Raw genomic sequence first — 17,840 nt, 5'->3', positions numbered from 1 at the left:
CTACTTCACTTCCACTTTTATGGTGATGTCCTTCACCGGCCACTTATCGGACTCCACGGGCTCGTTGGCAATGCGGTCCACCACATCCTGGCCCTCAATTACTTCGCCGAATACGGTGTACTGGCCATCGAGCGAGGGCACGCCGCCCACGGTGGCGTAGGCCTGCACCTGGGCGGGCGTGAGCTTGCGCCCGGCCATGGCCTGCGACTGGCTGGGGGCCAGCTTCTCGCCCACCACAAAGTAAAAATCGGTGTTGGAGGACAGCCGGCCGGGGTTCTGCTCGTCATCGTAGCGGGCCATGCCCAGCGCGCCCTTGTGGTGGAAGTGCGCGGTGCTGATTTCCGGCGGCAGGCGGTAGCGCTTCAGCCGGATGGTGCGCGCGCCGTAGGTCTGGCCGCCCTGCACGGCAAAATCCTTCACCACGCGGTTGAACATGGTTTCGTCGAACACGCCCTTGCGGGCCAGCAGCAGGAAGTTGGCCTTGTGAATGGGCGTATCGTCGTACAGCCGCACCCGAATGTTGCCCAGGCGCGTGTGCACCAGTACTTCGGAGCCGGGGTACTGGCGGCCATAGGCCAGCAGCGCGGCCGGCGCGGCACTGTCGGTGAGGGTGGCCAGGTCGGGGCCGGGCACTACGGGCCTGGCGGCGGTGGGCGCGGTGGCGGGCGGAGCCTGGTTGCAGGCGGCCAGCAGGCCCAGGCCAAGCACCAGGCGGCAAGCGGCGGAAAAAGATATAGGCATAGAATCAGGGCCGAAAAGTGCCCCAAGGTAAGACGAGGAGCCGGCCCCGCCGGTTGGGCGTACGCCCAAAAAAGCCCATACTGGGGGCGTTGCCCCGGTCCGACCGCCCTAGGCGGTCGGACCGGTTGAAGTGAGAATGATTTCGCCCTGACGACAACCGGTCGGACCGGAGCAACGGTTCGCTATTCGGTATCCGTCAAACAGTTTTGGGGGTGAAGCAAATGCCCAGCGGGATTACCACTCCAGGCTGCCGGCCTTTTGCTTGGTTTTTTCGCTGCCAGCCTTGGTTTTCACCTTCAGCTTATCTAAGGGCGCGGTAGGCTTGGTGGCAGCTGGGGCCGTGGCAGCAGGAGCCGGCGAGTCCTCGGCTTCGGCGGCGGGCTCGGCCATGTCCTTGGCCGATTTGATTTCGTCTACGGCCTCCACCTTCTTCACCTTTTGCTGGGCCAGCAGGAGCTGGTCCTGGGCCAGGGTGTTCTTTTTCCAGGCCGAAACTTCAGTATTCAGCTTTTCCTTTTCCTCCTTGGTGGGCTTGTTGGGCGTCATCATGCCGCCGAGGTCGGGCTTGCCGGCATCCTGCCAGGCCGTGAGCCAGAGCGACGACACCAGCGTGGTGGCCTCCTTGATACGGTTGTCAACCATGCCGCCCACTTCTTTCTCGTACTCGGCGGCGAAGGCGTCGGAATAGCGGCGCGTGGTTTTGCCATACTTGTGCGAGAACGTGAATCGCACGTCGGGCTTCATCACTTTCTCAATTTTGCTGGCCCGGTCAAAGGTTTCGCCCAAAAAGCCATAGCTGCTCTGCAGCGTGGTCCAGATGGCGGTTTGCGGGTCCTTGATGTACCTGGCGTTTTCGGCGGTGAGGTTGTAGTCGTTGATGTACTTTTCGGGCAGCTGGCTTTCCCAGAGGCTGTGCAGGCCCTTCTGGTCGGTGAGTTGGCCGTCGTAGTTGATGGTCGTGTGCAGCGGCACAAACGAGTCGCCCACGTAGTGGCTCAGCTCGGCCGAGTACTTCACAATGTTCATCGTGTCGCGCTGGCGGAAGGCCTCGGTCAGGCTGTTCTTCATCTCCAGAATCACCCACGGCACGGTGCCGTACTTCTTGAGCGTATCGGCCGAGAACTTGGCCACGGCTTCGTCGTACTGGCGCGGCATCTTCGCAAATGGGTTACTCTCGGAGTAATGGTCCATGTCGATGTAGTGCTTGGGCGCTTCGGTGGGGTCGTCGTTGCGGCGCTCGTCGGGGGCCGTGCTCAGGCGCACAATTTCGGCCATGTGGCGGAAGTAGAACCCCTGCATGGTGGCCGGCAATTCGTACACGGCAATCTGCGTGATGGTGCGGTGGCCGAAGAACCCCCAGCCGCTCGCGGTGCCGTGGGCCAGGATGAGGGCCGCGAGCAGCAGCGGCAACAACGTTTTTTTCATAGATGCGGGAATGATTACGGGGCCAGGGGTAGTTCCCCTGGCCAAAGTTCGGCACTGGCCACCACATTCAGAAGCCCCGGGGCCGGGTCCCGTTGGCAGGGTGGGGGCGGGCCGTACCTTCGTCGCTCAACCACTTGCCATGAATTTCACGCGCTGCTCGTTTTTAGGCCTGTTTAGCTTGCTGGCCGGCCCGGTGGCCGCCCAGGTGTTCACCATTCCGCCGGGGGCCTACCGCACGGCGGCGGCCTACCACCGCAAGCAGCCCCAGCCCGCTGGCATCAATGCCTTTTACCCCGACAAGCGCGGCCAGCTGGTGGTAGTGGTGCCGCGCGGCCCCAAAACCGTGAAGCTGCGCGTGGCCCCCGACAGCGTGTGGGGCTACGTATCGGGCAAGGGCCGCACCTCCCGCCTGTTCCGTAACGAAGAATACCGTCTCGAACACGCCGACACCCTGTGCGTGTACACCCAGAGCTCGACCACCGTGAATGGGGCCCTGGGCGGTGCCAACGGCGACAACACGCGCTATTTTTTCAGTCGGGGCCTCACCGGCCTCGTTTTCCCCCTCACCACGCGCTACCTGCGCGAAGCCTACGAAGCTAGTAACCCCAACTTCGTGGCCGCCGCCAGCAAGCTGCGAATCGACCAGAGCCTGGTCGATTTCGACCGCAAAACCGGCCTGTTTCGCGTAACCACGCTGTATCGCGACGCGGCTGACAAGTAGGGTACGACCCCGCACCTTACTTTTATTCCTGCCGGTAGGCCACGCCGGCCTTCATCACGAACGTCGGCCGCATCAGGGCCGAAATGTCCTGCAACGGGTCGCCGTCCAGGGCCACGATATCGGCCATTTTGCCGGTTTCAATGGTTCCGAGGTCGGTGGTCTCGCCCAGCAGTTCTGCCGCGTTGAGGGTGGCCGTGCGAATGGCGTCGAGCGGGCTCATGCCGGCTTCGGTCATATAGCCGAACTCCTTGGCGTTCTGGCCGTGGCGGAACACGCCGGCATCGGTGCCAAACGCCACCCGCACCCCAGCCTTGGTGGCGCGCGTGAAGGTGCCCTGCATCTTGGTGCCTACATCGAGGGCTTTGCGGGCGATAACGGGTGGAAAATAGCCGGGCCGCAGTCGGGCGGTGTCGGCCACCGACTTGCCGGCGATGAGCGTGGGTACGTACCAGGTGCGGCTTTTGACCATGAGCTTGATGGCTTCTTCGTCCATCAGCGAGCCGTGGTCGATGCTGGTCACGCCCGCCCGCACGGCCCGCTTGATGCCTTCGGCGCCGTGGGCGTGGCAGGCCACGCGCATGCCCAAATCGTTGGCCGTTTCCACTATCGCCTTTATTTCTTCCTCGGTGTACTGCGCGCCGGTGCCGTCCTTGCTCAGGTCGAGCACACCGCCGGTGCTGGCGATTTTGATGAGGTCGGCCCCGCGCTTAAACTGCTCGCGCACGGCCTGCCGGCACTGGTCGGGGCCATTGGCCAGGTTGATGGGGTGGCCAGCCTTGGCAATCTGGTCCTCGCTGAGGCCGTCGGTTTCGTCCATGTGCCCGCCGGTGGCCGAGATGGCCATGCCCGCCGAAAAGATGCGCGGGCCGGGCACCAGGCCCTGGGCCACGGCATTGCGCAGGCTGGTGTTCACCCCCGAGCCGCCACAGTCGCGCACCGTGGTGAAGCCGGCCCGCAGCGTGGTGAGGGCGTTGCCTTGGGCGCGGAAAGCCACATCGGCCGGGTTCAGCGTAAAACCTTCGCGGAAGCTGTTGCGGCTGGGTGTCGATTCGAGGTGCACGTGGCAGTCGATGAGGCCGGGCAGCACGGTGCGGTTTTCCAGGTTGATGACCTTATCCTGCGGGCCGGCGGCGGCGGTATAGCCGCTTTGCACGCCCGTAATCCGGTCGCGCTCAACCACAATCGTTTGCTGGGCCAGCAGCTTGCCGCTGCGCACGTCCAGCAGGTGGCCGCAGTGCAGATAGGTCTTCTGGGCGAAGGCGGCCGGGGCGGCCAGTAAAAACATGGCCGTGGCCAAAGCAGGAATAGATTTGCGCATCATACGTTTGTGTGAATGAACCGCCAAGGTAAGAGGTGAGGGGGTGAAATGGTGAGGGAAGGAGGGATACTTTTCGCCAGCCCGAGCCGCTTCAACCAACCGTCCCTTACCTCTTGCCTTCAGCACTCGCACCTCACCATTTTATCCCCTCACCCCATGACTACGCAAGAAGAATTCGACGCCGCCAGCCAGCGCGCCCAGCAGCTGCCCAGCAAGCCCTCCAACATGGTGTTGCTCCAACTCTACGCCCTCTACAAGCAGGCCACCGATGGCGACCTGACCGGCGACCGCCCCGGCGGCTTCGACTTCAAAGCCATTGCCAAATACGACGCCTGGAACGGCCTGAAAGGCACTAGTAAGGAAGCCGCCCGCCAGCAATACGTTGAGCTGGTGAGCGAGCTGGCGGGGTAGGTAATGTGAAAATAGGCTGAATGTGGAAAATGTGAAAATGCAGCTTGCTAGTTGAGCAACGTAGCCGAGCCAGCCGCTTACTTCATTCTCATATTTTCTATATTCATTACATTTCCACATCATTAAAATGGACATCTCCCGCAAAAAGCCGCCGTATCCCATCACGCCGGCCCTGCGCCAGTACCTGCGCGCCTACGACCGCGAAGCCCTGCTGCCCGTGGCCTACGCCGATTTGCGGCAGTTCACGGGCTCGTTTCCGCTGCTGGACCGGGCGGGCAAGGACACGCTCTGGCAAACCGTATTCTTTGAGCCCCAGACGCTACGCGAGCTCAGCCAAGGGCTCACGGAGGTATATGCGCTGCTGAAAACGGCCGGCGACCTGTCGTTCTCCGAGCAGCTCGTGGCCGACCGCATCGACTACTGCGAGTTTGGCAACTCGCGGCCGTTTCGGGTTCGCATCGTGAACCAGCTCAACGACAACTACGACTACTTCTACGTGAAGCAGGCCGATGCCTCACGCCTCTACGGCCTGGAGCTGGAGCATTTACTCTCGCCCAACTCCATGAACTTCCTCGTGAGCGGCGATACGCTCATTGAGGAGCATATTGTGGGCATTCCGGGCGATGATTTTATCTGCAAAAACCTCAGCCAGCCCCATCTCAACCAGGTGCGCCTGGCCAAGGAGTTTGTGAAGTTCAACGAGCGCTGCTTCGTGCGGCTGCTGGGCGACATGCGGGCCTACAACTACGTGATTGCGGTGACGCCCGATTTCGAAAACGAGCAGTACCGGGTCAAGGCCATCGACTTCGACCAGCAGAGCTACGAGGGCCGCCGGGTGATGTACCTGCCCCAATTTTTTAAGGACAATGCCGCCGTGGTGGCCATGTGCGCCCGCCACCTCAAGCCTGAAAACGTGCGCCAGTACCAAACCGAGGAGCGCGCCCTCATGGCCCGCCGCGCCCGCGCCGAGCGCCACCGCCTGCGCGACCTGCTGGCCGCCATGCGCCGCCACGAGTTGGCTCCGCCCGAAAAAGTGGCCCAGCTCAAGGCCGAGCTCAACCGCTACCACCACACCGATGCCTTCGACCAGTGCGACTCGATGGGCGACATCGTGCGCCAGAACCTGTGGCACACGCTGGGACCACAGCTGCGCCGGAGCGCGGGCGAAAAAACCTGATGCCGCGAATACCCCCAGACCTCACACTCTTCCCCATCCCAAAAAAGCACGCCTGGCTTCGGCCGGGCGTGCTTTTTTTGGGACAATGCCGGGGCTTCCCGACTGCTTACACAGCCGGCTTGGGCGCGGGCAGGTCAAACGCCGTGGCGTCGTGCTCAAAATGGCCTTTGTGCGAGCCGTCGCAGAAGGGTTTCTGCTTGGAAAGGCCGCAGCGGCAGATGCTGATGCGCTCGCGGCCGCCGAGGCCGTAGGGCTGACCCTGGGCATCTACGAGTTCGATATTTTCGCCCTCTACGCGGAGGGAGCCATTGGAAAGGACGGTGAGTTTCATTTTGGGAGGGTTGATTTTTGAGGGTTGAATGTTGAGTTTAGGGAAGGGGTGAGTTTTGAGGGTTGAAAGTTGGAAATTGAAAAATAACTCAACATTCAACCCTCAAAACTCAACCTTTTATAATGCCTTTCGCATTACGTAGTCGTTCATGAAATAGGGACCAATCGGCACGTCCACTTCGCGCTGGCGCACAAAGCCGCGCCGCTCGTAGAAGGCAATAGCGGGGTTGTAGCGGTTCACGTTCAGGTCCAGGAACTGGCCGCCGGCGCTGCGGGCCGCGTTTTCCACGGCCTCGATGAGGTGCACGCCCAGGCCTTGGCCCTGGCGGGTGGGAAGCACATAAATCTTGTGCAATTTGTAGCCGGAGCCGCTGCCGTCCTCGGCCGGCAGGGGGCCGAAGGAGGCAAAGCCGGCCGGCTCGCCTTCCACCTGGGCCAGCAGAAAAACGTGCTGCTGCTCGCTCATCTGCCGCTTCAGGGCGGCCGGTGAGTATATCACCCGATACATATATTCCAGCTGCTCCTCCGAAATGATGAAGCGGTAGGTAGGCTCCCAGGTAGCCTCGGCCAGTTGAATAATGGTCGGAATATCGTTGAGCGTGGCGGGCTCAATGCGCGGCGGCGCGGTAGGGGCGTCAGAAGTCATAAGCAGTAAAACACGAAATTGGGGCGAAAAAACCGAAACCCACCTGTCTCTGGGCATACGGTTGGCCCGTTCCTTGCGTTTAGGCCCGCAATAAGTTGTTTTTCTACGCCCTATTCCATGAAATCTGCATTCATCATTCTGCTGGCTGCCCTGCCATTCGCTGCCGCCGCCCAAACTACCCAGGCCGAACTGCTGCGGCGCGGCGAGCTCACTGGCACCCGGCCCAGCGCCCGCAGCCAGGCCCGGCAAACTGCCCCCCGCCCCACAAACACCTCTTCCGACCCCGTGCAGCAGCACCTGCTGCAAACCGACGTGAACCTGGCTCAGGCCAGCGCCGACCAGCTTCCCAGCCTCTACGAACGGTTCATTGCCACTACCCGCGACGAGCGCCGCCAGTGGAGCTACCCGCAGTGGGATGCCGCCGGCCAGGTGCTGGCCCGCCTCAACCAGCGCTACGAGCAGGTGCGCACCACCCTGCCGCTCGAAGAGCGCCTCCGCGTGCGCTCATTTCAGGGCGAGTTTCACACCCTGCGCGGGGCGCGGCAAGTGAAGGATAAGCTCGACTAAAAAAGGTCATTCCAACGAAGGAGGAATCTGAGAAAAACCGTTCAAGTAGTTGTTCTCAGATTCCTCCTTCGTCGGAATGACAGCTCTCAACTACTGTATTTCCAGCCACTCCCGGGCATCTTCTTCGTTGGTAAAGAGCGAAATCTGAATCTGGCCCTGCACGGCTTCTACGAATTTGTGGCTCACAATCTGCGCATCCAGGTTGGGCGATAGGATGTAGGCGATGGCCCGCAGGCAGGCCGCTATGGCCTTGGGTAGCCATTCGTATTCGAGCCAGGGCAGGGCCTCGCTCCAGTCGCCGCCGGTATCGCGCTTGTCGTTGAGTATCCGCTGAAATGCATGCTTCTCCAGCAGGCGCGTACCCTCCAGTACTCCCCGAATTACTTCGGCGGCGGTGAGCTGGCCGTGCCAGCTGATGTAGAGCAGAGAATGGTCCGGAAAAAAATAATATTCGGCCAACGGTGCCCCATAGCAGTCGGCTATGGTGGTCAGGTGAACGGCTTCGGCTGTTAACATGGCACATGGGTAGTATTTAATATCAAACATACTACATAATTACGTGCTTAAATCGTTGAGCCAATACGGACCGTGCTGCTACCTTTGGGGTTCTGCTTTTCTCTCGTTTTTTTTCGTTCGTAGCGCATGCACATTGCCATCGTCGGCAACATTGGGGCCGGTAAAACCACGCTGGCCCACAAGCTGGCCCAGCACTTCCGTTGGGAAGTATTTCTGGAAGATGTGGACGATAATCCTTATCTGAAGGATTTTTACCACGACATGCCCCGGTGGGCCTTCCACCTGCAGGTTTATTTCCTCAACGGCCGCTTTCGCCAGACGCAGTACATCAAGGCGCTGCAAAAGGCCGGCAAAGGTATCATTCAGGACCGCACTATTTACGAGGATGCCCACATCTTCGCGGCCAACCTGCACCAGTCGGGCCTGCTCGAAACCCGCGACTACAACAACTATTACGCCCTCTTCGAGTCGATGGTAGACCTCGTGGCCCCGCCCGATTTGTTGCTTTACCTCCGCGCCGACCTTCCCAAGCTCATCGGCCAGATTGAGAAGCGCGGCCGCGACTACGAGAATACCATCAGTATCGAGTACCTCAAAAACCTCAACGAACACTATGAGAAGTGGATTAGCACCTACGACGCCGGCCGCTCCCTCATCGTGGACGTGAACGAGCTCGATTACGTGCGCAACCCCGAGGACCTGGGCACCATCATCGAAAAGATTAATAACACGCTGTTCGGGCTGTTTTAGAAGGTGTTCTAAGACCGTAAGAACATAAACTACTCTACCCTATTATTTTCACAAAGTATTGCTTAATAGATAATTAAGCAAGGGATAGCTGCTGGCCCAGGTTGCCGGGCATAAAAACGGGGTGGGCCGACCTTTGCAGTTCCAACACCTCAAAGTTCTTCCCACCCCGTGAAGCAACGCCTCATCGCCAAAATTACGACCGTTTTACAGCACGTGCCCCTGGTGGGCCACCTCTCGCGGCAAAAGTTCATCGCGCAGTTTGTTATCGGGCTGATAAAGAGCCGCAACGTGCCGTTTTGCGAAGTAGCCTAGCACCTGAACGACGCGGCCAAACCGGCCTCGAATGAGACCCGGATTCAAAACTTTTTCCGCCTCATGACCCTGGACTATCTCGTGCTGGCACAGCTCTTTATCCGCCTGTTACCAGCCACCGGCAAGCTGCGCCTGTGCATCGACCGCACCGAATGGAATTTCGGCCGGTGTCAGGTCAATATTCTGCTCGTCACCGTGGGCCAGGGCGCGTTTCACGTACCGTTGTACGGGGAACTGCTCGACAACCGCAGCGGCAACTCCAACGCCGCCCAGCGCATCGCCCTGCTCGAGGGCTGCCTGGCCTTGCTCGGCCGCGCGCGTATCGGCCTGGTCGTGGGCGACCGCGAGTTTGTGGGCCATGTATGGCTCAAGTGGCTCAAGGACAACGGCCTGAACTTCGTCATGCGCCTGCCCAAATACCATTTGCTCACGGACGCGCACGGCCACCGCCACGCCATTGCCGACCTGGGGCTGGTAGCGGGCGAGCACCGGCGCTTTGCCCAGCGCCAGGTGGATGGGGTGTGGGGGCAGGTGTGGGTCAAGGCCCTGGCCGGTGGCGAGTTTCTCTTCCTCTTCGGCACCTCGGGTTTGCAGCAGATAAGCCAGCGCTACGCCAAGCCCTGGACGATAGAGCAGTGCTTTCAGAATCTGAAAGGCCGGGGTTTTAACCTGGAAAACAGTCACTTGGCCTGCCACCACAAGCTGCGTAAACTCCTGGCCTTGGTCAGTCTGGCCTACGCCTTTTGTCTGGCCGTGGGGTACGCCGCAGACCGACGCCAGCCCATCGCCCGCAAAAAAGCACGGGTACCGGGCCACAAGCCTAAGCCGCCACGGCTTGAACATCGTGCGCCAACTCATCCGCCCGACGACGGACGCTCAAACAACAGCCAATCAGTTAGTTGAACGGTTATTGGACTGGATTATCAGACAAGTATCTCATTATCAAATACCTGTGAAAATCATAGGGTAGAGTAAACATAAACAGAACGTCATGCTCATCTGGCGTCCGCGCAGCCGAAGCATCTCGCGTGCAATGGTAAATCTTTCGTCTAACGATTGGGTTACTACCACAAGCGAGATGCTTCGGCTGCGCGGACGCCAGATGAGTATGACGTTCTGGTTTAACCCATTGGAAGCTCAGCCGCTCACAGTGCCGCGTTGAAAAAATCGACCAGCGGCCGGGCCGCCGCAATGCCGGCCACCACCTCATCCACAAAGCCAGGGGCCAGCACCTCCGCATCGGAGTAATAGCGGCCCACCCCAAACGTTTTCAGCCGTAGCCACGCCAAGTCCGGGTCGGTGGCGGCATAGCCGCGCGGCGGCCGGGTCAGCTGCGGCCCGGTAGTGTCGAGGCCATCGGGGAAGTAGCGCAGCAGCGTCGGAGCCTGCCGCAGCCGGTGAAACCCGTCGCCGCTGTAGTGAATTTCCTGCCGGATGGCCGCCAGCAGCTCCGGGGTTGGCCACCAGGTGCCCGCCCCCAGCCAGCTGCGCCCTTCCGGCTGAATGGCCACGAAATAGCCCTCCCGGGGCGCGTGGCGGCCATCGCGCTTCAGGCCGGCCCCCATGCGGCGCTTGTAGGGCTCCGGGTCGCGGTGGGCCCGGTCATTCTTGTGCAGCCGAAACATCACGTCGCCCGGCGTGAGGTTGGCCAAATCGGGGTCGGTGGCGGCGGCGCGGGCCAGCACCTGCTTCACCAGCTCGATGCAGGCGGTACGGGCGCGTTGGTAGTCGGGCCGATGCTTTGCCATCCAGGCCGTGGTATTGTTGGCCGCCAGCCGGGCCAGGAAGTTCAGCAGGTATTCCAGTTCCATAAAAAAAGCCGGGTATCAGGCCTGGCCTCTCCCAACGCACCCGCCGCCGCCGGAGTTGCAAAACAGCCGCCAGCGGCCGCTAACGGCCTTATTTCCGGCTGAGCACCGTCACGGCATCGCCCACGCGCAGGCGGCCCCGGCCCGGCCCGGTCACGTTCTGGCCAAACAGCGTACTATTTTCTGCCTGCCGGTAAGTGGCCAGCGTGCGCAGCGGGTCGCCCACGGGGCTTTTGCGGGCCGTAGCCTGGTCGATGGTGGTGAGCACGCAGCGCCCGCAGCCCCGCACGGCCCGAAACGGCACCTCGCCAATCTGAAACTGCTCCCACGCATCATCCTCATACGCCGCGCCGCCCCCAAACACGAGGTTGGGCCGGAAGCGGTTCATCGGCACCGGCTCGGCCAGGCGGGTATTCAGGTCGGCCAGCGCGGCCTCGCCGGCCAGCAGGAAGGGGTAGCCGTCGGCGAAGCTTACCAGCTGGCCTTCGGGGTTGAATTCCGGCTCCACGTCGCGCCGCACCATGTCCGACATATACACCAGCCGGCAGGGGCGGCCCAGCGCCTCGGCCAGCCATTCATCGGCCTCGGGCGTGCCGCGCCAGGCCCACAGAATATCGTCCCACACGGTCACGAACAGGGTGCGGTCGGGCGTGGCCGCAAAGGGAATGAAGAGCGGCAGCAAATCGGGCCGTTGGCGGTGTGAAATCAGAAAGCCATTATAAGCCGGGGCCACGGCCAGCAGGGCCAACTCGGGCTGCTGGCGCTGCGTCATGAAGCGGTTGCGCTCGTCCACCAGCAGCCAGCGGCGGTCGTGGCGCAGGCCGCGGGGTGTCACCTCGGCTTCGGCCACGGCATACCCGCCGAGGGACTTTACAGGGTACAGAAAAAGGCCGGTGAGGGAAAGGGGAGCTGACATAGCCACAAAAGTACCGGCCGCGCCGTAACTGCGCCGCTCCGCTATTCCGAGCGGCCTACTCTACCACCAGCAAATCGGCGGCCCGCACAAAAGCCACGCGCTGCTGCCACTGCACCCGGTACCAGATGTCCTGGCGGCCCAGCACGGGCAGGCGGTCGCCCATGGCGGCGGTGCTCAGCCAGGCGGCGGCGGCGCCCGGCCCGTCCATCAGGGCTGCTCCCGGGCGGGCCACCAGCCCCGTCGGCGTTGGCCGCAGGAAATGCAGGTAGGCCCCCAGCAGGGCAACGTAGGCAGTGTAGCCCAGCCACGCGCCGCGCGGGCTCCGGCGCCACAGCAGTACCACGGCGGCTACCACCGCGCCCGCCAGCAAGCCCTGCAAGCCCGGGTAGAAGTAGCGCTGCGCCTGCACCCGCAGCTCCTGCTGCCAGGTGGCAGGGTAGCCCACCAGCCGGTGCTGGGTGGCCAGGGCCACCAGTTGCCGCCACGTTCGTACCCGGGGCTGCCGCGCCTGCGCCATGCTCAGGTAGAGCAGCGCCGCCGGATAATGCCCCAACTGCTGCTGGGCGAAGGCCATTTTCAGCAAAAGCTCGGGCGAAACCCGCCGCTGCTGCCACACTTGCTGTCGATAATCAGGAAAAGAAGCCTCGTATTGCCCCGCCGTGAAAAGCGAATCGGCCCGTTGCAGGCCGGTGGGCGACATGGAAAGGGGAGCTGCTGAAATTTTTTTTGCCGGCGGATTTGCACTCAAGGCACAGATAGGCAGGAAGATTAGGAAGAATAAAAGGATTCGCACAGCAATGAGGGTGACTTTTTTTAAAGTCAGGGTTGTGTAGTTCCGAGGGCTATAGTACTTTTGTACCACCAAAGAAGGAAACGCCCTTCCAAGGTAAAGGTACCGATTCTGTAGCTCAGCTGGTAGAGCAGTACACTTTTAATGTACGGGTCCTGGGTTCGAATCCCAGCGGGATCACAGCAAAAAGCCCCATTCTGGAAACAGGATGGGGCTTTTTCATTGGCACGGTTCCGGCCACGGCTGGTTTGGCTCACATCCGGCCGGTGGGCCGACCGATACGCAAAAAGGTTCTCAGCTGGCAGCGTTGAGCTACTAGTTGAGAACCTTGGACTTGTATTAATAGCAGATTACCAGGCAATGAATAGTGCCGGCTTTACCGGTAATTACTGCTTGCGGAATGTCCGGCAGCTACTTCAGCAGTTCATGCAGCACGGTTTGCATGGAAATGGTGCGGTTGCCGGCCTCTTGGATGATGAGGGAGTTGGGCGAGTCCAGCACGGCGTCGGTCACGACTACGTTGCGGCGCACGGGCAGGCAGTGCATGAACTTGCCGTTGTCGGTGAGGGCCATGTGGGCTTCGCTCACCATCCAGGCGGGGTCGGAGCTGAGGATTTGGCCGTAGTCGCGGTAGCTGCTCCAGTTCTTGGCGTAGATGTAGTCGGCGCCCTCGAAGGCTTTCTGCTGGTCGTATTCGATGCGGGCGCCTTTGGTGAACTTGGGGTCCAACTCGTAGCCTTTGGGGTGGGTGATGACGAAATCGACCCAGTCGATTTCTGAGAACCAGTCGCAGAACGAGTTGGGCACGCACTGGGGCAGGGCGCGCACGTGCGGGGCCCAGGTGAGCACCACTTTCACGCGCTCCTTCTGCTTGGTTTCGGCCACCGTGATGAGGTCGGCGAACGACTGTAGCGGGTGCAGGGTAGCGCTTTCCAGGCTGATGACGGGCACGGTGGCGTACTGCAGAATCTTGTTGAAGACGACTTCGCCGTAGTCCTCGGCCTTGTCCTTGAGGGTGGGGAAGGTGCGCACGCCCAGCACGTCGCAGTACTGGCTCATCACCGCGATGGCGTCCTTGATGTGCTCCTGGGTGCCGCCGTTCATCACCGCGCCGTCGGCCATTTCCAAGGTCCATGAGTCGGCTCCGGCGTTGAGCACCCAGGCTTGCGCGCCCAGGTTGTAAGCCGCCTTCACCGAGCTGAGCCGGGTGCGCAGGCTGGGGTTGAAGAATATGAGCCCGACGGTTTTGTTGCGCCCGATGTGCTGGTAGCCGTAGGGGTTAGCCTTGATTTCCAAGGCTTGCTGCAACAGGGCTTTGTAGTCGCCCGCATCGGCGAAGGAGGTGAAGTTTTTCATGGGTCAATTGTAGTAAGAAACCACTGGCGCGAGTTTAGCGCAGCGTAACTCGTGCCGGCCATTCGGGCGAGGCTGTGCCTCGTAACAGAACGACATCGTTGAACGAAGCAGACGGCACGGTTCCGGCTTGCCGCTGGCGCGGCAGTGGAGGCCCAGCCTCCACCTCATGGCTGGTCACGAGTTACGCTGCGCTAAACTCGCGCTAGTTCGGGAGAGTGTAGCGTGGACTCTGAGAGTCCTCGAGTTGCTGATATTAAGATTTACTTCTTGGCAAAGAGCTTTCTTAATTTTTCAAACAGACTGATTCCATTCGACTCTTTAGTGTCTGCTCTATTTTGCCACTACTCCATTCCCAGAATTCATCGTGCCCTAGAAATAGATTCATATCCTTCAAATCGTCTTCGATGGGCTCAACAATATGCCAGCCGATGTCATCCAGCCATTCTTGAACTGTCCTCGCCTCACCATATATATCACCGTATTGACGCCACCACTCATATACAGGTCCTTCGCTAACTTTCCTGAGCGTTGTTTCAGGGAGGTAACAAAATTCTAGATAAGTCATAACCTGGTTGTCAGGCCAAACTCTGCCTTCACTGCTAATGCCTAAATCACTGCACCATTGCGCGAAGCTTCTTGGTTCTGGGTCAAGATAAGGTTGTATCAAAGTCGGCTTGAGATGATTTTTAACGAAGCGGTAGAGATGCTTCGACTTCGCTCAGCCTGACGTTCTATTAGGGCGTGCGTTCTCCGTCGTTCTGATGATTACATCGCCTTATACTCGTTCCAGCTCTTAATCTTCAAATCCTTCATCTCCAGCTTGCAGAAGGCTTGGATAAAGGCCTTTGCCAGCCGCGCATTCGTCAGCAGGCCAACGCCGGAATCCACTGCCGTGCGGCGGATTTTGTAGTCGTTGTCCAGCTCACCTTTCGAGAGGTTTTTGGGGATATTAATCACCAGGTCAATTTTCTTCTCCTTCAGGTAGGTCAGCACGTTGGGCTCCTGGGCATCGTCGGGCCAGTAGAGGAGGCTGCTTGGGATGCCGTTTTCAGCGAAGAAGCGGTGGGTGCCCTGGGTGGCGTATACAGTGTAGCCCTTTTTGATGAGCAGTTCGGTGGGTGCGAGCAGGGCCACTTTGGAGATGATAGGGCCGCCGGAAATCAGCACCGTTTTCTGCGGGATTTTGTAACCCACGCTCAGCATCGATTTTAGCAGGGCTTCCTCGGCGGTGTCGCCCAGGCAGCCCACTTCGCCGGTGCTCACCATGTCCACGCGCAGCACCGGGTCGGCGCCGGGCAGGCGGGTGAAGGAAAACTGCGGGGCCTTCACGCCCACGAAGGGCAGGTCATATACCCGCTCGCTTTCGTCGCGCTCTACCTTTTTGCCCAGCAGCACTTGGGTGGCCTTTTTGATGAGGTTGTTGCCCGATACTTTCGACACGAATGGGTAGCTGCGCGAGGCGCGGATGTTGCACTCAATCACGCGGATTTCGCCGTTTTTTTCCAAGAACTGGATGTTGAACGGGCCGCTGATTTCGTAGCGCTTCGCAATTTTTTCGGCGATGATTTTCAGCTTGCGCACCGTGCCCACGTACACGCGCTGCGGCGGGTAGTACATCGTCGCGTCGCCGGAGTGCACGCCGGCAAACTCGACGTGCTCGGAAATGGCGTAGCTCACGATGTCGCCGTGGTCGGCCACCGCGTCCAGCTCAATTTCCTTGGCTTCCTGGATGAATTCCGACACCACCACCGGGTATTCGGCGCTTACTTCCTTGGCGGCTTTTAGGAATTCTTCCAGCTCGAAGTTGTTGGATACCACGTTCATGGCCGCGCCCGACAGCACGTAGCTCGGCCGGATGAGCACCGGGAAACCAACTTCCTGCACGAATTCCTGCATGGCGGCCAGCGAGGTCAGCTCCTTCCAGCGCGGCTGGGCAATGCCCAGCTCGTCCATGATGCTGCTGAATTTGTGGCGGTTCTCGGCCTCGTCGATGCGGGCGGCCGAGGTACCCAGGATGGGCGCGTGGGCTTCTTCGAGGCGGGTGGCGAGGTTGTTGGGAATCTGGCCGCCGGTGCTCAGAATCACGCCGCCGGGCTGCTCGAAATCGAGGATGTCCATCACCCGCTCGAAGCTCAGCTCCTCGAAATACAGCCGGTCCGACACGTCGTAATCGGTCGAAACGGTTTCGGGGTTGTAGTTGATAATGATGGTTTTGTAGCCTTCCTCGGCCGCCGTCTGCACGGCCTGCACGCCGCACCAGTCAAACTCTACCGACGAGCCGATGCGGTACACGCCCGAGCCCAGTACTAAGATGGACTTGGCGGTTTCGCGCGTCAAATCGTTTTCGGTGCCGTGGTAGGTGGTGTAGAGGTAGTTAGTTTTGGCCGGGAATTCGGCCGCCAGCGTGTCAATCTGCTTCACCACGGGCAGCACGCCCAGGGCCTTGCGGCGGGCGCGCACGAGCAGCTCGTCGGCCTTCACGTCGCCCTCGCCCAGCAGCTGCACGGCAATTTGCTGGTCGGAGAAACCGGCCTTTTTCACGTCGCGCAGTAGCTTGGTTTCCAGGCCGTCGAGGCCGGTAGCGCGGCCAGCGGCCAGCTGCTGGCCCAGCCCGAAAATGGTGTACAGGCGCTGCAAAAACCAGTGGTCAATCTTGGTCAGCTGGTGCACCTGCTCCAGGGTGTAGCCGGCCTCGAAGGCGGTGTTGATGGCGAAGATGCGCTCCTCGTTGGGTTCGCTCAGCAGCTGGTCGATGGCGGCGTGGTCGAGCGCGTCCTCGGGCCGGTTGGCCACGAAGCCGCGCTTGCCGGTATCCAGCATCCGCAGGCCTTTCTGGATGGCTTCCTCGAACGATTTGCCGATGGCCATCACCTCGCCCACGCTCTTCATGGCCGAGCCAATCTGGCGGTTCACGCCCGCGAACTTGCCCAGGTCCCAGCGCGGCAGCTTCACCACCACGTAGTCGAGGGCGGGCTCGAAAAAGGCCGAGGTGGTCTGGGTCACGCTGTTTTTCAGCTCGGCCAGCGAGTAGCCCAGGCTCAGCTTGGCGGCCACGAAGGCCAGCGGGTAGCCCGTGGCTTTGGAGGCCAGCGCCGAGGAACGTGACAGGCGCGCGTTCACCTCAATCACGCGGTAATCCTCCGACACGGGGTCGAGGGCGTACTGAATATTACACTCGCCCACGATGCCCAGGTGGCGGATGGTCTGGATGCCGATGGTGCGCAGCTTGTGGTACTCGCGGTTGCTGAGCGTCTGGGAAGGGGCCACCACAATGCTCTCGCCAGTATGGATGCCGATGGGGTCGAAGTTCTCCATGTTGCAGACCGTGATGCAGTTATCAAAGGCATCGCGCACCACTTCGTACTCCACTTCCTTCCAGCCCTTCAGCGATTCCTCCACCAGAATCTGGTCGGAGGTGGTGAAGGCCTGCTGGGCTAGGGCCCGCAGCTCGTCCAGGTTATTGGCGAAGCCGCTGCCCAGGCCGCCCAGGGCAAACGCGGCCCGCACGATGATGGGGAAGCCGATTTTCTCGGCCGCGGCCAGCGCGCCGTCCAGGGTGGTGCAGGCCACGCTGCGGGCCGAGAGCACACCAATTTGGTCGAGCTTGACCTTGAAAATCTCCCGGTCCTCGGTGTCGATGATGCTCTGCACGGGCGTGCCCAGCACCTGCACGTTGTACTGCTCGAACACGCCGGCGCGGTACAGGGCCACGGCGCAGTTCAGCGCCGTTTGGCCACCAAAGGCCACCAGAATGCCATCGGGCTGCTCCTTTTTGATGACCTCCTCCACGAAGTAGGGCGTCACGGGCAGGAAGTACACGTCGTCGGCAATGTTGTCCGACGTCTGCACGGTGGCAATGTTGGGGTTGATGAGGATGGTGCGGATGCCTTCCTCCTTCAGCGCCTTGAGGGCCTGCGAGCCGGAATAATCGAACTCCCCGGCCTCGCCGATTTTGAGGGCGCCGGAACCAAGGACGAGTACTTTGTTGGGTTTGTTCATTTCGTGCGACGTTCGCCTCACCCCCTGGCTCCCTCTCCGAAAAGGAGAGGGGAGACT

General features: G+C 60.8%; 19 protein-coding genes and 1 tRNA gene. 8 read left to right on the top strand and 12 right to left on the bottom strand.

The features are described from left to right. Positions 1–741, bottom strand: a complete 741-nt coding sequence (locus tag KQ661_RS18115; protein ID WP_216727676.1) for a peptidylprolyl isomerase — start codon at positions 739–741, stop codon at positions 1–3. Between the two features lie 234 nt (positions 742–975). Beyond that, positions 976–2,166 (bottom strand): zinc dependent phospholipase C family protein, encoded by a 1,191-nt coding sequence (locus KQ661_RS18110; RefSeq protein WP_216727675.1) that lies wholly within the window; start codon positions 2,164–2,166, stop codon positions 976–978. Between the two features lie 139 nt (positions 2,167–2,305). Here KQ661_RS18110 and KQ661_RS18105 point away from each other — a divergent pair, with 139 nt between their 5' ends. After that, positions 2,306–2,887 (top strand): hypothetical protein, encoded by a 582-nt coding sequence (locus KQ661_RS18105; protein WP_216689709.1) that lies wholly within the window; start codon positions 2,306–2,308, stop codon positions 2,885–2,887. A gap of 22 nt (positions 2,888–2,909) precedes the next feature. Here KQ661_RS18105 and KQ661_RS18100 read toward each other — a convergent pair whose 3' ends face one another. After that, positions 2,910–4,208: a metal-dependent hydrolase family protein gene (locus tag KQ661_RS18100; RefSeq protein WP_317196131.1), complete on the bottom strand. Its 1,299-nt coding sequence runs from the start codon at positions 4,206–4,208 to the stop codon at positions 2,910–2,912. A gap of 153 nt (positions 4,209–4,361) precedes the next feature. On the opposite strand from KQ661_RS18100, the gene KQ661_RS18095 reads away from it, so the two are divergent. Together KQ661_RS18095 and KQ661_RS18090 are read left to right on the top strand one after the other, a co-directional pair. Further along, the gene (locus KQ661_RS18095; protein ID WP_168674628.1) at positions 4,362–4,616 is read left to right on the top strand and encodes an acyl-CoA-binding protein; all 255 of its coding nucleotides are present in this window, start codon (positions 4,362–4,364) and stop codon (positions 4,614–4,616) included. A 127-nt stretch (positions 4,617–4,743) separates the two neighbouring features. Next, positions 4,744–5,793: a hypothetical protein gene (locus KQ661_RS18090; RefSeq protein ID WP_216689708.1), complete on the top strand. Its 1,050-nt coding sequence runs from the start codon at positions 4,744–4,746 to the stop codon at positions 5,791–5,793. 106 nt (positions 5,794–5,899) lie between these two features. Here the strand turns inward: KQ661_RS18090 and KQ661_RS18085 are convergent, their stop codons facing one another. Both KQ661_RS18085 and KQ661_RS18080 read right to left on the bottom strand, forming a co-directional pair. Next, positions 5,900–6,124: a CDGSH iron-sulfur domain-containing protein gene (locus KQ661_RS18085; protein WP_035558496.1), complete on the bottom strand. Its 225-nt coding sequence runs from the start codon at positions 6,122–6,124 to the stop codon at positions 5,900–5,902. Between the two features lie 117 nt (positions 6,125–6,241). Next, a complete protein-coding gene (locus tag KQ661_RS18080; protein WP_216689706.1) occupies positions 6,242–6,769 on the bottom strand; it encodes a GNAT family N-acetyltransferase in 528 nt (175 codons plus the stop codon). Between the two features lie 117 nt (positions 6,770–6,886). Between KQ661_RS18080 and KQ661_RS18075 the strand changes: the two genes are divergently transcribed. Then, entirely contained in the window at positions 6,887–7,336 is a 450-nt protein-coding gene (locus KQ661_RS18075) for a hypothetical protein (RefSeq protein WP_216689704.1), read from the top strand. 90 nt (positions 7,337–7,426) lie between these two features. Here the strand turns inward: KQ661_RS18075 and KQ661_RS18070 are convergent, their stop codons facing one another. After that, positions 7,427–7,852, bottom strand: coding sequence for an STAS/SEC14 domain-containing protein (locus KQ661_RS18070; protein ID WP_216689702.1), 426 nt, complete (start codon positions 7,850–7,852; stop codon positions 7,427–7,429). Between the two features lie 126 nt (positions 7,853–7,978). On the opposite strand from KQ661_RS18070, the gene KQ661_RS18065 reads away from it, so the two are divergent. The 3 genes from KQ661_RS18065 to KQ661_RS18055 all read left to right on the top strand — a co-directional run bounded on the left by KQ661_RS18065 (position 7,979) and on the right by KQ661_RS18055 (position 9,817). Beyond that, on the top strand, positions 7,979–8,602 hold the full coding sequence (locus KQ661_RS18065) for a deoxynucleoside kinase (protein WP_216689701.1): 624 nt from the start codon (positions 7,979–7,981) through the stop codon (positions 8,600–8,602). Between the two features lie 168 nt (positions 8,603–8,770). Further along, on the top strand, positions 8,771–8,914 hold the full coding sequence (locus KQ661_RS18060) for a hypothetical protein (RefSeq protein ID WP_216689700.1): 144 nt from the start codon (positions 8,771–8,773) through the stop codon (positions 8,912–8,914). A 63-nt stretch (positions 8,915–8,977) separates the two neighbouring features. Then, entirely contained in the window at positions 8,978–9,817 is an 840-nt protein-coding gene (locus KQ661_RS18055) for a transposase (RefSeq protein WP_216727674.1), read from the top strand. A gap of 242 nt (positions 9,818–10,059) precedes the next feature. On the opposite strand, the gene KQ661_RS18050 is transcribed toward KQ661_RS18055, so the two are convergent. The 3 genes from KQ661_RS18050 to KQ661_RS18040 form a co-directional block, all read right to left on the bottom strand. Further along, positions 10,060–10,725, bottom strand: coding sequence for a DUF2461 domain-containing protein (locus tag KQ661_RS18050; RefSeq protein ID WP_216727673.1), 666 nt, complete (start codon positions 10,723–10,725; stop codon positions 10,060–10,062). 88 nt (positions 10,726–10,813) lie between these two features. Then, on the bottom strand, positions 10,814–11,638 hold the full coding sequence (locus tag KQ661_RS18045) for an MOSC domain-containing protein (protein ID WP_216689692.1): 825 nt from the start codon (positions 11,636–11,638) through the stop codon (positions 10,814–10,816). A 55-nt stretch (positions 11,639–11,693) separates the two neighbouring features. Further along, a complete protein-coding gene (locus tag KQ661_RS18040; protein ID WP_216689690.1) occupies positions 11,694–12,338 on the bottom strand; it encodes a hypothetical protein in 645 nt (214 codons plus the stop codon). Between the two features lie 197 nt (positions 12,339–12,535). Here KQ661_RS18040 and KQ661_RS18035 point away from each other — a divergent pair. Next, positions 12,536–12,608 (top strand) — tRNA-Lys (locus KQ661_RS18035). Between the two features lie 231 nt (positions 12,609–12,839). Here the strand turns inward: KQ661_RS18035 and KQ661_RS18030 are convergent. The 3 genes from KQ661_RS18030 to carB all read right to left on the bottom strand — a co-directional run bounded on the left by KQ661_RS18030 (position 12,840) and on the right by carB (position 17,783). Beyond that, positions 12,840–13,784 carry an N-acetylornithine carbamoyltransferase gene (locus tag KQ661_RS18030; RefSeq protein WP_216689689.1) on the bottom strand — a complete coding sequence of 315 codons (945 nt, stop codon included), beginning with the start codon at positions 13,782–13,784 and terminating at the stop codon, positions 12,840–12,842. Positions 13,785–14,067: 283 nt separating this feature from the next. After that, positions 14,068–14,451, bottom strand: coding sequence for a hypothetical protein (locus tag KQ661_RS18025; protein WP_216689688.1), 384 nt, complete (start codon positions 14,449–14,451; stop codon positions 14,068–14,070). A gap of 98 nt (positions 14,452–14,549) precedes the next feature. After that, positions 14,550–17,783, bottom strand: a complete 3,234-nt coding sequence (carB, locus tag KQ661_RS18020; protein WP_216689686.1) for a carbamoyl-phosphate synthase (glutamine-hydrolyzing) large subunit — start codon at positions 17,781–17,783, stop codon at positions 14,550–14,552. Positions 17,784–17,840: the final 57 nt, after the last annotated feature.

This window comes from Hymenobacter siberiensis, from assembly GCF_018967845.1.
Lineage (GTDB): Bacteria > Bacteroidota > Bacteroidia > Cytophagales > Hymenobacteraceae > Hymenobacter > Hymenobacter siberiensis.
This window is presented reverse-complemented; position numbering and strand designations above follow the sequence as displayed.

Bases quoted from the DNA above. Each gene is read 5' to 3' on its own strand.
- KQ661_RS18075 (WP_216689704.1), top strand. From the start codon at position 6,887: ATGAAATCTGCATTCATCATTCTGCTGGCTGCCCTGCCATTCGCTGCC.
- KQ661_RS18110 (WP_216727675.1), bottom strand. From the start codon at position 2,166: ATGAAAAAAACGTTGTTGCCGCTGCTGCTCGCGGCCCTCATCCTGGCC.
- KQ661_RS18085 (WP_035558496.1), bottom strand. From the start codon at position 6,124: ATGAAACTCACCGTCCTTTCCAATGGCTCCCTCCGCGTAGAGGGCGAA.
- KQ661_RS18045 (WP_216689692.1), bottom strand. From the start codon at position 11,638: ATGTCAGCTCCCCTTTCCCTCACCGGCCTTTTTCTGTACCCTGTAAAG.
- KQ661_RS18030 (WP_216689689.1), bottom strand. From the start codon at position 13,784: ATGAAAAACTTCACCTCCTTCGCCGATGCGGGCGACTACAAAGCCCTG.
- KQ661_RS18090 (WP_216689708.1), top strand. From the start codon at position 4,744: ATGGACATCTCCCGCAAAAAGCCGCCGTATCCCATCACGCCGGCCCTG.
- KQ661_RS18115 (WP_216727676.1), bottom strand. From the start codon at position 741: ATGCCTATATCTTTTTCCGCCGCTTGCCGCCTGGTGCTTGGCCTGGGC.
- KQ661_RS18095 (WP_168674628.1), top strand. From the start codon at position 4,362: ATGACTACGCAAGAAGAATTCGACGCCGCCAGCCAGCGCGCCCAGCAG.
- KQ661_RS18065 (WP_216689701.1), top strand. From the start codon at position 7,979: ATGCACATTGCCATCGTCGGCAACATTGGGGCCGGTAAAACCACGCTG.
- carB (WP_216689686.1), bottom strand. From the start codon at position 17,783: ATGAACAAACCCAACAAAGTACTCGTCCTTGGTTCCGGCGCCCTCAAA.
- KQ661_RS18070 (WP_216689702.1), bottom strand. From the start codon at position 7,852: ATGTTAACAGCCGAAGCCGTTCACCTGACCACCATAGCCGACTGCTAT.
- KQ661_RS18055 (WP_216727674.1), top strand. From the start codon at position 8,978: ATGACCCTGGACTATCTCGTGCTGGCACAGCTCTTTATCCGCCTGTTA.
- KQ661_RS18050 (WP_216727673.1), bottom strand. From the start codon at position 10,725: ATGGAACTGGAATACCTGCTGAACTTCCTGGCCCGGCTGGCGGCCAAC.
- KQ661_RS18080 (WP_216689706.1), bottom strand. From the start codon at position 6,769: ATGACTTCTGACGCCCCTACCGCGCCGCCGCGCATTGAGCCCGCCACG.
- KQ661_RS18040 (WP_216689690.1), bottom strand. From the start codon at position 12,338: ATGTCGCCCACCGGCCTGCAACGGGCCGATTCGCTTTTCACGGCGGGG.
- KQ661_RS18105 (WP_216689709.1), top strand. From the start codon at position 2,306: ATGAATTTCACGCGCTGCTCGTTTTTAGGCCTGTTTAGCTTGCTGGCC.
- KQ661_RS18100 (WP_317196131.1), bottom strand. From the start codon at position 4,208: ATGATGCGCAAATCTATTCCTGCTTTGGCCACGGCCATGTTTTTACTG.